Below are 13,430 nucleotides of genomic sequence, written 5' to 3' on the forward strand. Positions count from 1 at the left end.
GCCAACGTCGACGTCTCCGCCTTCGCGGGGCAGAGCGTCCGGATCCTGGTCGAGGCCGGTGACGCCTCCGGCGCCTCCCTGGTCGAGGCCGGGGTCGACAACGTCAAGATCACCCAGCAGCCCTGACCCTCCCTCGGGGCGTCTCCACAGGGGGCGCCCCGAGCCATCCTTCCCCCTCACCGAAACCCCGAGAGCCCCGGGAAACCGGAACCCCGAGAGCCCCGGGAACTCCGGAGATCCCGGGGCGCGCGGGAGTCCGGGGGAGCGAAGAAGCCTGGAGGAACCGGGGTGGCGGGCCCGCGAGGCCCCGGGGTTCGGACGCGGCGGACCAGGGGTTCAGGCGCGGCAGATCAGCTCGCCGTGGAGCAGCGACAGCCAGCCGTCCGGCTCCCCGGCCCAGGCCCTCCAGCCCTCCGAGATACGGCGCAGGTCATCCTGCGTGGCGGCGCCCGAGGCGAGCGCCTGGCCGGCCATGTCGGACTTCAGGATCCGCTCGGCCCACATGCCGCCCCACCACGCGCGGTCGTCGGGAGTGGCGAAGCACCAGGTCGAGGAGGTGGCCGAGACATCGGTGAACCCGGCCGCGTGCGCCCACGACAGCAGCCGTCGTGCCGCGTCGGGTTCGCCGCCGTTGGCCCTCGCCACCCTCTGGTACAGGTCCATCCACTCGTCCAGCTCGGGTGTCTCGGGGAACCAGGCGAACGCGGCGTAGTCGCTGTCGCGCACCGCGACGATCCCACCCGGCCTGCAGACCCGCCGCATCTCGCGCAACGCCCGGACCGGGTCGCCGACGTGCTGCAGCACCTGGTGGGCATGGACGACGTCGAAGGTGTCGTCGGGAAACTCCAGCGCGTGCGTGTCCGCCACGGCGAACGTGATGTCGGAGCGCCCGCGCCGCGCCGCCTCCGCGCGGGCCGGCCCGAGTGCCGCCTCGGTGATGTCGACCGCGGTGACCGCGCCGGGCGCGATCCGCTCCGCCAGGTCGACGGTGATGGTGCCCGGCCCGCAGCCCACGTCCAGCAGCGTCGTGCCCGGCCTCAGGTGCGGCAGGAGATGGGCCGCCGAGTTCTCCGCCGTACGCCACCTGTGGGACATGAGCACGGACTCGTGGTGCCCGTGCGTGTAGACGGCGTCTTTGCCGGTCATGGCGTCCTCCCCTTCTCGTCACACTGGTCGGACCATAACACGAGTCTCACATATCAAGAAAAATTGTCTCACTATATGATCGATATTGATGTGGCGGGAACCGCCGGCGAGGAGCGCCGGGGGCGTACGGCGGGCCGATGGCGGCATGTGCGACCGGTTCCAGGCGATGCCGGGGATGTCATGAACGCCGGCGTCGTCAGGGGTGTCGAAGACGTCGGAGACTTCAAAGACGGAAGTCCAGGTCGGGGACGATCTCGGCGACGTCCATCTGGGCCTTCTGGAGCCTGCCCGAATGGTCCCAGTTCATCGCCTGCCATCGGGTGAACTGGTCGAGGACCCACATCCCCGACTGGCGGCTGCCGTTGCCCGACTTGCCGTTGCCGCCGAAGGGCAGGTGGGCCTCCGCGCCGGAGGTGGAGTTGTTGACGCTGACCATGCCCGCGCCGATGCCCTCGCGGAAGCGGAAGGCCGACGCCGGGTCGGTGGTGTAGATGGACGAGGAGAGCCCGTAACCGGGAAGGTTGGCCAGGTCGACGGCCTCGTCCAGCGTGCCGAAGGGCGTCACGCCGACGATGGGACCGAAGGTCTCCTCCAGGAAGAGCCGGTCGCCGGGACGGACGCCGTCCACGACCACCGGGTGGTAGTAGAGGCCGCCCTCGCCGGTGAAGTCGCCGCGCGGGTTGTCCGGGGTGATGCGGCCGACGGGACCGGAGACGACCGTGTGGTGCGGCTGGATCCAGCCCAGATACTCCTCGTAACGCGAGGCGAATTTCCGGTCGAGCAGCGGACCGCACAGCACGTCCCCCGCGGGGTCGCCGACCGCGGCCCCGGCCACGGCGTGTGCGTACCGGCGGAGGAACTCGTCGTGGACGCTCTCGTGCACGATCACCGTGCCGAGCGACGTGCAACGCTGCCCGGCGGTGCCGAAGCCGGCGAACAGGGCACCCTCCACGGCGAGGTCGAGGTCGGCGTCGGGCATGACCACCATCGGGTTCTTGCCGCCCAGCTCCAGGCAGGGGGTCTGCAGGTGGCGCCCGCACAGCTCGCCGACGCGGCGGCCCACCTCGGTGGAGCCGGTGAACCCGACCTTGTGCACCGTGCCCTCGGCCAGCGCCGCCTCCAGGCCCTCGAACGTCGCGGCACCGTCGGCGAGGACCAGGTTCAGCACGCCGTCGGGCAGACCGGCCGCGGTGAACAGCCGGTAGAGCGCGTGCGCGGAGGCCGCCGCGTACTCGGCGGGCTTCCACACCACCGCGTTGCCGCACAGCAGCGCCGGGACGAGGTACCACGACGGCACCGCGACCGGGAAGTTGCCCGCGGTGATCACCGCGGCCGTCCCCACGGGAACCCGGAAGGTGAACAGGTTCTTGTCCGGCATCTCCGAGGGAACCGTCTGCCCGTACAGCCGCCTGCCCTCGCCGAGGAAGAAGTCGCACGTGTCGACGATCTCGCGTACCTCGCCCAGCGCCTCGGCGTACGGTTTGCCGATCTCGCGGGTGACCAGGCGGGCCAGCTCTTCCGCGTTGGCCTCCACCAGGCGTCCGATCGAGGCGATCACCCGTCCCCGGACGGGCGCGGGGACCCGCGCCCACTCCCGCTGCGCGGTGGCGGCCGTGCGGCACGCGGAGGAGAACGTCCTCGCGTCCGCCAGCCGGACCCGCGCCACCACCTCGTCCACGCGAGCCGGGTTGACCGACTCGTACGCAGTGCCGCTGGACGTTTCTTTTCCGCCGATGACGGAGACGATCTCGCTGGTCACCTTCGACCTCCCGGTGTGGACCTGTGACCGCATTCTCCCCGCGCAGGGGGAGGCCGTCACATCGGCCGGGAGGGCGTTCGCGTCGTTTCCCCCGACGGCCCGTCCGTCACGCCGGCCGTCACGGTGTCCGCCGCGTCGTCCATCGCGTCGTTCATCGAGTCGTCCACTGCGCCGTCCGCCGCATCGTCCGTCACGTCATCCGCACGCCGTCCGTCAGACCATCCGGAAGTCGGCGAAGTCGAAACCGGGGGACACGACGCAGCTCACCAGCACGCCCTCGGCCCCGGCCGGGCGGGCGGCCTGCCAGGTGCCGCCGGGCACCACGGCCTGGAGGACCTGCCCCTCCTCCACCAGCGGCCCCAGGGTCACGGTGCCGGAGGGCTGGTCCTCGTGACCACCGAGGATCAGCGTCAGCGGGCCGCCCCGGTGCCAGAACCACACCTCGTCGGAGGCGACCACGTGCGGGCGCGACTCCTCGCCCGGCTCCAGCAGGAAGTAGATTCCGGTGGCGGTGGCCCGCGTGCCGGCGTACCCGGGCGGGGTGAGGTCGACGGAGGTCTTCCAGGTCTCGCGGAACCAGCCGCCCTCGGGGTGCGGCAGCAGGTCAAGGGCCTCGGCGAGCGGAGGACGCGAAGGGGTCGTCATCGCACCGATTCTAGGGACCCGGTTCCGGAGGGCGTGCGGTGGGACGGCTGTTGAGGACGGGCCCGGATTTGTCGGCGGGGTTGGTTAGGTTCGGTCCGTGATCGAACGGTGGAACCGGGACCAGGTGCTGGCGCTCGCCCCCGACGCCTCGTCCCAGAAAGCGGCCCGGGGAATCTCCGCCCCCGGCAAGTGGTCGGGGTCAGGAGCCACCACCGACGCGGTGTGGGGCGAGTGCGCGGGCAGCGGCTCCAAGCCCTACCGGACGTGTGTCGACCTGTCCGAGCCCGCCTACCGGTGCAGCTGCCCCAGCAGGAAGTTCCCGTGCAAGCACGCTCTCGGCCTGCTGCTCCTGTGGTCGGCCGACGGTGTTCCCGCGGCCGGGGAGCCCGCCGACTGGGTGGGCGAGTGGCTCGACGGGCGGCGCGGCCGCGCCGCCAGGGCCGCGGAGGCGGGGACGGCCCGCGCCGCCAGGGCCGCCGAGCCCGGTCCCGCGGACGGCCGCCGGGCCGCGCAGCGCGAGCAGCGGGTGACCGCGGGGCTGTCGGATCTGGAGCGCTGGCTCGCCGATCAGATCAGGCAGGGCATCGCCGGGTCACGGCGCCACGACCTGTGGGACGACCTGGCCAAACGCCTGGTCGACGCCCAGGCGCCCGCTGTCGCGGGCTCGCTGTCCCGCCTCAGCGCCGTGCTGGACGGCGACGACTGGCCCGCTCGCCTGCTCGGCGAGTACGCGCTGCTGCACCTGCTCTGCGTGGCCCACCGCCGGCTCTCCCTCCCGGACGGCGACGGGGCCGGTTCTCAGGGGGGAGACCGTTCTCAGGGGGCGGACCGGGAAACGGTTCCCGCCGGGCTTCTCGAAAGGGTGCGCGACCGGATCGGCTTCCCGGTGACGAAGGAGGAGGTGATCGCCCGCGGTGCCGTCCGCGACCGGTGGGACGTGCTGGGACGGCGCGACGAGGAGCACGACCGGCTGATCGCGCGCCGGGTCTGGCTTCGCGGGCGCGCGACGGGCCGGGCGGCCCTGGTGCTCTCCTTCGCCCCGGTCGGACAGGCTCTCGACGCCTCGCTCGTCACCGGCACGACCATCGACGCCGACCTGGCGTTCTATCCCGGTTCGGCCCCGCTGCGCGCTGTGGTCGCCGCCCGTCACGATTCCGCTCGCCGTGACGCCGTCCGGCACGGTGCCGCTCATCGTGACCCCGTTCCGGACGATCCCGCCGGGGACGGACACCTCGGCGACGACGCCGTTCGGGATGAGCCCGCAGGCGATGGCGCCCCCCGTCATCATGGCGACCGCCATCATGACGACCGCCATCATGACGACCGCCATCATGACGACCGCCGTCATGGCGACCGCCATCATGACGCCCCGGCCGGTCCGCCGCCCGGCTCGACCGTCGAGCAGGCCCTCGACGAGGTGGCCGAGGCCCTGGCCGGTGACCCCTGGCTCGACTCCTGGCCGCTCGTGCTGGCGGGGGTGACTCCCGCGGGGAGCGGTTCGCGGCTCCTGGCCGGACCCTCCGGCGGGCTGCCGATCCACCCGTCCGCGGGCACCCCGTGGCGGCTGGTCGCCACCTCCGGCGGTCACCCGCTGACCGTCGCCGTCGAATGGACCCCGAGGGGACTGCGTCCCCTCACGACCTGGGACGAGGAAGGACGGGTGATCGTCCTGTGAGCACCTCCGCCGAATGGGAGGACCTGGTGTCCGCCGCGCTCGTCGGGACCGACCGGCGCCCCCTGCCCGGTCAGGGGGCGAGCGAGGTCGAGCTGCTCGGGCGCGCGGCCGTGCACACGCTGCGGGCGCGTGCCGGGCGGAGGCCGGTCGTCCCGGCCGAGTCGCCCGCCGTCGCGGACCCCGAGCAGCAGCCCGCGGTCTCGCGCGCCGCGGGCGACCGGCTCGCCCGCATCCTCGGCGGTGAGCAGCCGAGGCTGCTCACCGAGTGGCTGGAGACCGCGGCCGCGCGCGGATACCGCCTCTCGCCGCACCTGCTGCCCGAGCTCCTCGACCACGCGGCCAAGGACCGGTCGATCCGCCCGCACCTCGGGGTCCTGGCCGGAAACCGGGGACGCTGGCTGGCGGGACTGAACCCGGCGTGGGGCTTCCTGCTGGAGGAGGTCACCGGGGTCGCCGGCACCGGCACCGGCGGGGCCTCCCAGGTCTGGGAGTTCGGCACCTCCGGTGACCGCCGCGTCCACCTGGGAGCGCTGCGGGCGGCCGACCCGGCGGGGGCGCGGGAGCTGCTCGCCGCGACCTGGGAGAAGGAGACGCCCGACGACCGGGCGGCGTTCCTGGAGGTCCTCGTCACCGGGCTCTCACCCGACGACGAGCCGTTCCTGGAGGCCGCCCTCGACGACCGCCGCCGCGAGGTCCGCCACCGGGCCGCAGATCTGCTCACCCGGCTGCCCGGATCACGTCTGGCCCTGCGGATGGCCGAGCGGGCCGCCCGGTACGTCACCGTCGTCGGCGACGAGATCCACGTCGACCCGCCGGTGGCCTGCGACAGCGCCCTGGAGCGCGACGGCGTCCGGGCCAAGGCGCCCCGGGGGATCGGCGAGCGGAGCTGGTGGCTGCAGCAGACCGTGGCCCGCACCCCGCTCGGAGTCTGGCCCTCGCTGCTCGGGCGGCCGCCCCGCGAGCTCGTCCGATTGAAGATCGTCGACTGGGGTCGCGAGGTCATGGCCGGATGGGTCAGGGCCTCGGTCCTCCAGGGCGATCCGGAGTGGGCGCTGGAGCTCTTCACCTGGGATCCGCTCGCCGACCTGCTGGCCGCGCTGCCCCCCGAAAAGCAGGAGGCCGTCGCCGCCGACTTCGTCCGCCGGCACGGCCTGGACGGTCAGCTGATCATGGTTCTCGGCGGGGCCGCGGCCCCGTGGGGACCCACCCTGGCCAGGGCCGTCCTCCAGAAGGTCATCGATGTCTCCGGCACCCAGCCGTGGAACCTCGGGGAGCTGGTCAAGCTCGCCGGCGAACGCATCGACCCCACCCTGCACGGCCTGGCCGGGCGGCTCTCGCCGGAGCCGCCCATCCAGGAGGTCGCCGCCCTCCTGCGTTTCCGTGACGACATGCTGAAGGAGCTCACGTAGTGACAACGGTTCTGCGGGCCCATGCCGAAGACCAGTACGCCGAGGAGCTGGCGATCCTGGCCAAGGGCGACGACCGCCCCCGCCCGCCCGGGTGGAAGCTGTCTCCCTGGGCGGTGACCGCCTACGTCCTCGGTGACGGGGACCAGATCACCCCCAAGTACATCGGGCCGCGGCGCATCGTCGAGGTGGCCGTGGCGACGCTCGCCACCGACCGCGCGCTGCTGCTGCTCGGCGTGCCCGGCACCGCCAAGACCTGGCTGTCCGAGCACCTGGCCGCCGCGATCAGCGGTGACTCCACCCTCCTGGTGCAGGGAACGGCGGGCACCGCGGAGGAGGCCGTCCGCTACGGCTGGAACTACGCCAGGCTGCTGGCCGAGGGCCCGTCGATGGAGGCTCTCACGCCGAGCCCGGTGATGCGGGCGATGGCCGAGGGGCGGCTCGCCCGCGTGGAGGAGCTGACCCGCATGCCCTCCGACGTCCAGGACGCGCTGATCACCGTGCTGTCGGAGAAGACGCTGCCGATCCCCGAGCTCAACCGGGAGGTCCAGGCCGCGCGCGGTTTCAACATCATCGCCACCGCCAACGACCGCGACCGCGGCGTCAACGACCTGTCGAGCGCGCTGCGCCGCCGGTTCAACACCGTCGTGCTGCCGGTTCCCGCCACCGCGGAGGAGGAGGTGGACATCGTCTCCCGGCGGGTCGGCCAGCTCGGCCGCTCCCTGGAGCTGCCCGAGACCCTCACCGGCCTGGAGGAGATCCGCCGCGTCGTCACGGTCTTCAGGGAGCTGCGCACCGGCGTCACCGAGGACGGCCGCACCAAGGTCAAGTCCCCCAGCGGGACGCTCAGCACCGCCGAGGCCATCTCCGTCCTCACCAACGGCATCGCCCTGGCCGCGCACTTCGGGGACGGGGTGCTCCGCCCCTCCGACGTGGCGGCCGGCATCGTCGGCGCCGTGATCCAGGACCCGGTCTCCGACCGCGTCGTCTGGCGCGAATACCTGGAGACCGTGGTGCGCGAGCGCCAGGACTGGCGCGACTTCTACCGGGCCTGCCGTGACGCGGGCTGAGGCGGCGGCCCCCGGCACGGGCGCGCTTCCGGCCCCTACGCTCCCGGCCTCTGCGCTTCCGGTCCTTGCGCTCCCGGCCCTCGTGTTTCCGATTCCCGCATTCTCTGCGCCTACGTTCTCGGTGCCCGCGTCGCCGGTGCCGCCGGTGACGGCGGTTCCCCGGCCGGGCGGGGGACGTGGATGAGCGTCTCCGTGCTGGGCATCCGGCACCACGGCCCCGGGTCGGCGCGGTCCCTGCGCGACGAGCTCGAACGTCTCAAGCCGGACGTCGTGCTCATCGAGGGCCCGCCCGAGGCCGACGAGCTGGTCGCGCTGGCCAATGACCCCGATCTCCAGCCGCCGGTCGCGTTGCTCGCCCACGTGCCGGGCGAACCGTCCACGGCCGCGTTCTGGCCGTTCGCGGTGTTCTCCCCCGAGTGGCAGGCGATCCGCCACGCCGTCGCGGCGGGCGTCCCGGTCCGCTTCTGCGACCTGCCGGCCGTGCACAGCCTCGCCTCCCGCCCCGGCGCGAGCGGTCACGCGGAGCCGGGGAAGACCGGTGACTCCGGACCGGCGGAACCCCGGGAGGGGGAGACGCCGGAGAGCGCCGGGGCGCGGGGACCGGACGGGAGGGACTCCGGCTCCCCGGGGGACGCGACCGACGGCGAGAGGGACGGCGACACGGACGGTGACACGGACGACGCCGCCCCGGCGGCCGTACGGATCGATCCGATCGGGGCCCTCGCCCGCGCCGCCGGGTACGACGACCCGGAGCGGTGGTGGGAGGACGCGGTCGAGCACCGTGGCGACACCCCGTTCCACATGATCGCCCAAGCCATGGAGGCCGTCCGCGAGGGGCACGTCGCCGACGAGCACGAGGCGCGGCGCGAGGCCTTCATGCGTCGCACGATCCGCAGGGCGGTCAGGGACGGGTTCGAGCGGATCGCCGTGGTCTGCGGGGCCTGGCACGTCCCCGCGCTGGCGGGCACGGCGGGTGAGGGCGCGCCGTGGGGGGCCGGGCTGCCCACCGTGAAGGCCGACGACGCGCTGCTGCGGGGGCTGCCCAAGGTCAGGGCCGAGATGACCTGGGTGCCGTGGACGTACGGGCGGCTGGCCGCCTGGAGCGGGTACGGCGCGGGGGTGACCTCCCCGGGCTGGTACCACCACCTGTTCGCCTCCCCCGACCGGCCGGTCGAGCGGTGGCTGACCGGGGCGGCCGGGGTGCTCCGCGAGGAGGACCTGCCGGTCTCCTCCGCGCACGTCATCGAGGCGGTACGGCTCGCGGAGAGCCTGGCCGTGCTCAGAGGGCGGCCGCTGGCCGGACTGGCGGAGGTCACCGAGGCGGTCAGGGCGGTACTGTGCGAGGGCGACGACCTGCCGGTGGAGCTGATCCAGCGGCGCATGGTGGTGGGGGAGCGGCTCGGCCAGGTACCCGACTCCACGCCGATGGTCCCTCTCCAGCGCCACCTGCGCGAGGAGCAGCGGCGGGTGAAACTCAAACCCGAGGCGCTCGACCGGGAGTACGACCTCGACCTGCGCAAACCTCTCGACCTGGAGCGCAGCAGGCTGCTGCACCGGCTGCGCCTGCTCGGCGTCGACTGGGGCACCCCCCGCGAGAGCAGGAGCAAGGGCACCTTCCGTGAGTCGTGGTCGCTCGCCTGGCGGCCCGAGTTCGACATCGACCTGATCGAGGCGGGCGCCTGGGGCACGACCGTCCCCGCCGCGGCCGCCGCCCGCGTCCGCGACCTCGCCGGCGGGGGAGGGACGTCCGGCCCGGCCGCCCGGAGCCGGGCGCCCGGCGGGACGTCCGGTCCGGGAGGAGGCGGCCCGGGGACGGCCGGTCCTGGAGGGAGCGGGCCGGGCGGACACGGAGGGCCCGGCGGCACGTCCGGCGGCGTCACGCTGGCCGGGCTCACCGGCCTGGTGGAGCGCTGCCTGCTCGCCGACCTGCCGGAGGCGCTGCCGCACGTGCTCGACGCGCTGTCGGCGCGGGCCGCGCTCGACGGTGACGTCACGCACCTGATGGCCGCGCTCCCCGCGATGGTCCGCGCCCAGCGCTACGGTGACGTGCGCGGCACCCCCGCCACCGGCCTGGTCACCATCGTCGAGGCCATGCTCACCAGGATCTGCGTCGGCCTCGGCGGGGCCGTCACCGGTCTCGACGACGACGCCGCCCGCGACCTGATCCGCCACATCGACGCCGTCCACGCCGCCGTCGCCCTGCTCGGCACCGGACCCGCCCGCCCGGCCGGTTCCCGCGCCCTCGGTGGTCCCGGGGAAATCGACGGTCCCGGGGAAGGGGACGTGTCCGAGGGAGCGGGCGCGGATGGCTCGCGAGTCCCGGGAGGCCCGGCCGGTTCCGGGGAGGAGACGCCGCAGGACCGGTGGCTGGTGGCGCTGCGCGGTGCCTCCGGCCGCGCCGACCTGCACGGGCTCATCGAGGGACGGCTCACCAGGATCCTGCTGGACGCCGCCGACCTCGACACGGACGAGGTGGGACGGCGGATGTCGCGGGCGATGTCGGCGGGACACCCACCGGCCAGGGCGGCCGCCTGGATCGAGGGGTTCCTGTCGGGGGGCGGGCTGTTGCTCGTACACGACTCCCGGTTGCTCGGGCTGGTCGACGAGTGGCTCACCGGGCTCGCCCCGGAGACCTTCGTCGACGTGCTGCCCCTGCTCCGCAGGACGTTCGGAGCCTTCGCCGCCCCGGAGCGGCGCTCGATCGGCTCGCGCGTCCGTTCCCTGGGGGCGGGCGCCGGCGGCCCGGCGCCGGACGCGGAGGACTTCGACGAGGAGCGCGCGGCGGCGGCCGTGCGGACCGTGCTGACGATTCTGGGACCGGCGACCGCGGGCCCGGCGATTGCGGGAAGGACGGGCAGCGCCGATGGATGAGAGGCTCCGCCGCTGGCGGATGGTCCTGGGCGGAGACGCCGACGGCACCGGGTGCTCGCTCACCGGGACCGACGCCCAGATGGACGGCGCGCTGGCCGCGCTGTACAACGGCGGCGGCGATGGTGGTGCTTCCGCCGGGCGGAGCGGGGGCCTGGGCGCCTCCGCGCCCAGGGTGGCGCGCTGGCTGGGCGACATCCGCTCCTATTTCCCCTCGACCGTCGTCCAGGTCATGCAGAAGGACGCCGTCGACCGGCTGAACCTGACCCGGTTGCTGATGGAGCCGGAGATGCTGGACGCGGTCGAGCCGGACGTCCACATGGTCGGCACGCTCCTGTCGCTCAACCGGGTGATGCCCGAGAAGGCGCGCGAGTCGGCCAGGGCGCTGGTGCGCAAGGTCGTCTCCGAGCTGGAGCGGAAACTCGTGCAGAGGACGAAGGCCGCCGTGACCGGCGCCCTGGACCGCTCGGCCAGGACCCACCGGCCCAAGCGGGCCGCCGACATCGACTGGGACCGCACGATCCGGGCCAACCTGAAGAACTACCTGCCCGAGCGCAACACCGTGATCCCGTCGAGGCTGGTCGGATACGGCAGGCGTCAGCGGGCCGTCCAGCGCGAGGTCGTGCTCTGCATCGACCAGAGCGGGTCGATGGCCGCCTCCGTCGTCTACTCGAGCGTCTTCGGCGCGGTGCTCGCCTCGATGAGCTCGCTGAGGACCTCGCTGGTCGTCTTCGACACGGCGGTCGTCGACCTCACCGACCAGCTCCACGACCCGGTGGAGCTGCTGTTCGGCACCCAGCTCGGCGGCGGCACCGACATCAACCGGGCCATCGCCTACGGCCAGGGCCTCATCACCCGCCCCAACGACTCGATCTTCATCCTGATCAGCGACCTCTACGAGGGCGGCGTGCGGGAGGAGATGCTCCGCAGGGTCGCCCAGATGACCGCGGCCGGTGTCCAGGTGATCGTGCTGCTCGCGCTCTCCGACGAGGGCGCGCCCTTCTACGACCACGACAACGCCGCGGCGCTCGCGGCCCTGGGGGTGCCCGCCTTCGCCTGCACTCCCGACGCCTTCCCCGACCTGATGGCCGCGGCGATCGAGCGCCGCGACATCGGCCAGTGGGCCGAGCGCCGGCTGGAGCGCGCCGCCACCTGATCCCGTCCCGGCGAGGGCGGCAGGGCCACGGGGGCCTGCCCTCGCCGGGACGCCGGTGATCGCGTTCTCGGGCGCTCGCCGATACCGTCGGGGATCGGCCGTGTGTCACGGAGGTGGCGGTGCACATCAGGACGTTGGGACAGGGTATGCGGGTGTCGGCCCTGGGGCTGGGCTGCATGGGCATGTCGCAGAGCTACGGCCCGAACCCGGGGACCCGCGAGGACGCGGGCGGGCAAGGTCCGGCACTTCGGCCTGTCCGAGGTCGGGGCCGCCACGCTCCGCAAGGCTCACGCCATGCATCCGGTCACCGCGGTGCAGTCGGAGTACTCGCTGTGGACCTGTGACCCCGAGGCCGAGGTGCTCCCCGCGTGCGCGGAGCTGGGGGTTGGGTTCGTGCCGTTCAGCCCGTTGGGAAAGGGGTTCCTGACCGGCTGTCCGCGGACGAGCGGGCCGACCTGGACGAACTGGCCGTCAGGGTGGGCGTGGCCGGTGACCGGTACGGCGAGGCGCACATGAACCTCGTCGGACGCCGAGTCCGAGAGCGGTGCCGGGCGTCGAGTCCGTGACCGATGCCGGGCGCCGAACCCGCGACCGGCGTCGGGCGCCGAACCCGCGACCGGAACGCGGCGCGCTCAGGGCGTGACGGCCAGCAGTTGCCTGAGAGAGTCGCGCAGGGGCTCGCTCATCGGGCTCGGCCGGAGCGTGGCCGGGTCGAGCCTGACCTGGACCCGGCGGCCCTCGGCGTGCACGACGGTGTGGTCGGCCGACAGCACGCGGAAGCCGTACACCACGCTGGTGGTGCCCATGCGGTCCAGCCAGAAGTGCACCGCGGCCTCGCCCACGGTGCTGATCGGCACGTGGTAGGTGATGGAGAACTCGCGTACCACGAAGAAGATCTCGGCGAAGTGCGGCAGGGCGGGATCGAAGGACCAGCCCCGCTCGGCCCAGTAGCCGGACAGGGCTCGTTCGAGGAGCAGGACGTAGCGGGCGTTGTGAACGACACCCATCGCGTCGAGGTCGTCGAAGTGGATCTGGACGGGCTGGATGTGCCCGCTTCGCAGGGTGGTCGTCACATCATTCCTTCGGGAGGACGCCGGGATCGGTCGAGAGGGAGCGGAGCCGTTCGAGGACGGCCGTACGGGCGAACCGGTAGCTCTGCTCGCGTTTGAGTAGGTGGGTGTGGATGACCACGACCGAGCCGATCGCCTCGATCTCGAAGGCGAGCTGGGCGGGGTCGGTGCCGGGCCGCAGGTCGCCCAGCTCGACGGCGAGCTCGCTGAGCCGGGCCAGCAGGTTCATCCAGCTGCCGATGGCGTCGGCGATGGCGTCGTGGACCGGGCCGGGACGGTCGTCGAACTCGCCGTCGACGGAACGGAAGAAGCAGCCGCCGGGCAGCCGTCCGGACCGGTAGAAGTCGAGGCGGTACTCGTGCAGGGCCCACAGCCGGCGCACCCCGCGAGGGGCACGCAGGGCCGGCGCGATGATGTGCTCGGTCCATTGCCGCCGGGCGTGCTCGACGATCGCCAGTTGAAGTGCTTGTTTGTCTGGCCAGTGAGTGAAAAGTCCGGACTTGCTGACGCTGAGTGTCGCGGTCAGCCGGGCGAGAGACAAGCCGTCGAGCCCCTCGACCGAGGCGAGCCGGACGGCGGCGTCGAGCACCGCCTGACGAGTGCGCTCCCCGCGCTGGAGCCGTCCGTCAATCATG

10 protein-coding genes and 1 pseudogene are annotated in these 13,430 nt (G+C 73.3%); 6 read left to right on the forward strand and 5 right to left on the reverse strand.

Translation table 11 applies throughout. The features are described from left to right. Positions 1 to 336: 336 nt before the first annotated feature. The 3 genes from AB0G15_RS30625 to AB0G15_RS30635 all read right to left on the reverse strand — a co-directional run bounded on the left by AB0G15_RS30625 (position 337) and on the right by AB0G15_RS30635 (position 3,550). On the reverse strand, positions 337 to 1,146 hold the full coding sequence (locus tag AB0G15_RS30625; RefSeq protein WP_362846425.1) for a methyltransferase domain-containing protein: 810 nt from the start codon (positions 1,144 to 1,146) through the stop codon (positions 337 to 339). Between the two features lie 223 nt (positions 1,147 to 1,369). Beyond that, entirely contained in the window at positions 1,370 to 2,905 is a 1,536-nt protein-coding gene (locus AB0G15_RS30630) for an aldehyde dehydrogenase family protein (RefSeq protein ID WP_362846427.1), read from the reverse strand. A gap of 213 nt (positions 2,906 to 3,118) precedes the next feature. After that, positions 3,119 to 3,550, reverse strand: a complete 432-nt coding sequence (locus tag AB0G15_RS30635; RefSeq protein ID WP_362846429.1) for a cupin domain-containing protein — start codon at positions 3,548 to 3,550, stop codon at positions 3,119 to 3,121. 97 nt (positions 3,551 to 3,647) lie between these two features. Between AB0G15_RS30635 and AB0G15_RS30640 the strand changes: the two genes are divergently transcribed. The 6 genes and pseudogenes from AB0G15_RS30640 to AB0G15_RS30665 form a co-directional block, all read left to right on the forward strand. Next, positions 3,648 to 5,225 carry an SWIM zinc finger family protein gene (locus AB0G15_RS30640; protein ID WP_362846431.1) on the forward strand — a complete coding sequence of 526 codons (1,578 nt, stop codon included), beginning with the start codon at positions 3,648 to 3,650 and terminating at the stop codon, positions 5,223 to 5,225. Then, positions 5,222 to 6,634: a DUF5691 domain-containing protein gene (locus AB0G15_RS30645; protein ID WP_362846433.1), complete on the forward strand. Its 1,413-nt coding sequence runs from the start codon at positions 5,222 to 5,224 to the stop codon at positions 6,632 to 6,634. Before AB0G15_RS30640 ends, AB0G15_RS30645 begins: the two co-directional genes overlap by 4 nt. Beyond that, positions 6,634 to 7,701, forward strand: coding sequence for an AAA family ATPase (locus AB0G15_RS30650; protein WP_362846435.1), 1,068 nt, complete (start codon positions 6,634 to 6,636; stop codon positions 7,699 to 7,701). The genes AB0G15_RS30645 and AB0G15_RS30650 overlap by 1 nt, the downstream gene beginning before the upstream one ends. A 180-nt stretch (positions 7,702 to 7,881) precedes the next feature. Next, entirely contained in the window at positions 7,882 to 10,572 is a 2,691-nt protein-coding gene (locus tag AB0G15_RS30655; RefSeq protein WP_362846437.1) for a DUF5682 family protein, read from the forward strand. Continuing rightward, positions 10,565 to 11,725 (forward strand): VWA domain-containing protein, encoded by a 1,161-nt coding sequence (locus AB0G15_RS30660; protein ID WP_362846439.1) that lies wholly within the window; start codon positions 10,565 to 10,567, stop codon positions 11,723 to 11,725. Before AB0G15_RS30655 ends, AB0G15_RS30660 begins: the two co-directional genes overlap by 8 nt. Before the next feature lie 231 nt (positions 11,726 to 11,956). Beyond that, a pseudogene (locus tag AB0G15_RS30665) lies at positions 11,957 to 12,157 on the forward strand (aldo/keto reductase); the annotation flags it as partial. Between the two features lie 200 nt (positions 12,158 to 12,357). Here the strand turns inward: AB0G15_RS30665 and AB0G15_RS30670 are convergent. Both AB0G15_RS30670 and AB0G15_RS30675 read right to left on the reverse strand, forming a co-directional pair. After that, positions 12,358 to 12,798 carry a thioesterase family protein gene (locus tag AB0G15_RS30670; RefSeq protein ID WP_362846441.1) on the reverse strand — a complete coding sequence of 147 codons (441 nt, stop codon included), beginning with the start codon at positions 12,796 to 12,798 and terminating at the stop codon, positions 12,358 to 12,360. A gap of 1 nt (position 12,799) precedes the next feature. Continuing rightward, positions 12,800 to 13,429, reverse strand: a complete 630-nt coding sequence (locus AB0G15_RS30675; RefSeq protein WP_362846443.1) for a TetR/AcrR family transcriptional regulator — start codon at positions 13,427 to 13,429, stop codon at positions 12,800 to 12,802. Position 13,430 lies beyond the last annotated feature (1 nt).

Origin of the sequence: Streptosporangium sp. NPDC023825 (assembly GCF_040639575.1) — a bacterium.
Taxonomy (GTDB): domain Bacteria; phylum Actinomycetota; class Actinomycetes; order Streptosporangiales; family Streptosporangiaceae; genus Streptosporangium.

Coding starts and splice junctions, on each gene's coding strand:
- AB0G15_RS30625 (WP_362846425.1), bottom strand. CDS start 1,146: ATGACCGGCAAAGACGCCGTCTACACGCACGGGCACCACGAGTCCGTG.
- AB0G15_RS30635 (WP_362846429.1), bottom strand. CDS start 3,550: ATGACGACCCCTTCGCGTCCTCCGCTCGCCGAGGCCCTTGACCTGCTG.
- AB0G15_RS30655 (WP_362846437.1), top strand. CDS start 7,882: ATGAGCGTCTCCGTGCTGGGCATCCGGCACCACGGCCCCGGGTCGGCG.
- AB0G15_RS30660 (WP_362846439.1), top strand. CDS start 10,565: ATGGATGAGAGGCTCCGCCGCTGGCGGATGGTCCTGGGCGGAGACGCC.
- AB0G15_RS30675 (WP_362846443.1), bottom strand. CDS start 13,429: ATGATTGACGGACGGCTCCAGCGCGGGGAGCGCACTCGTCAGGCGGTG.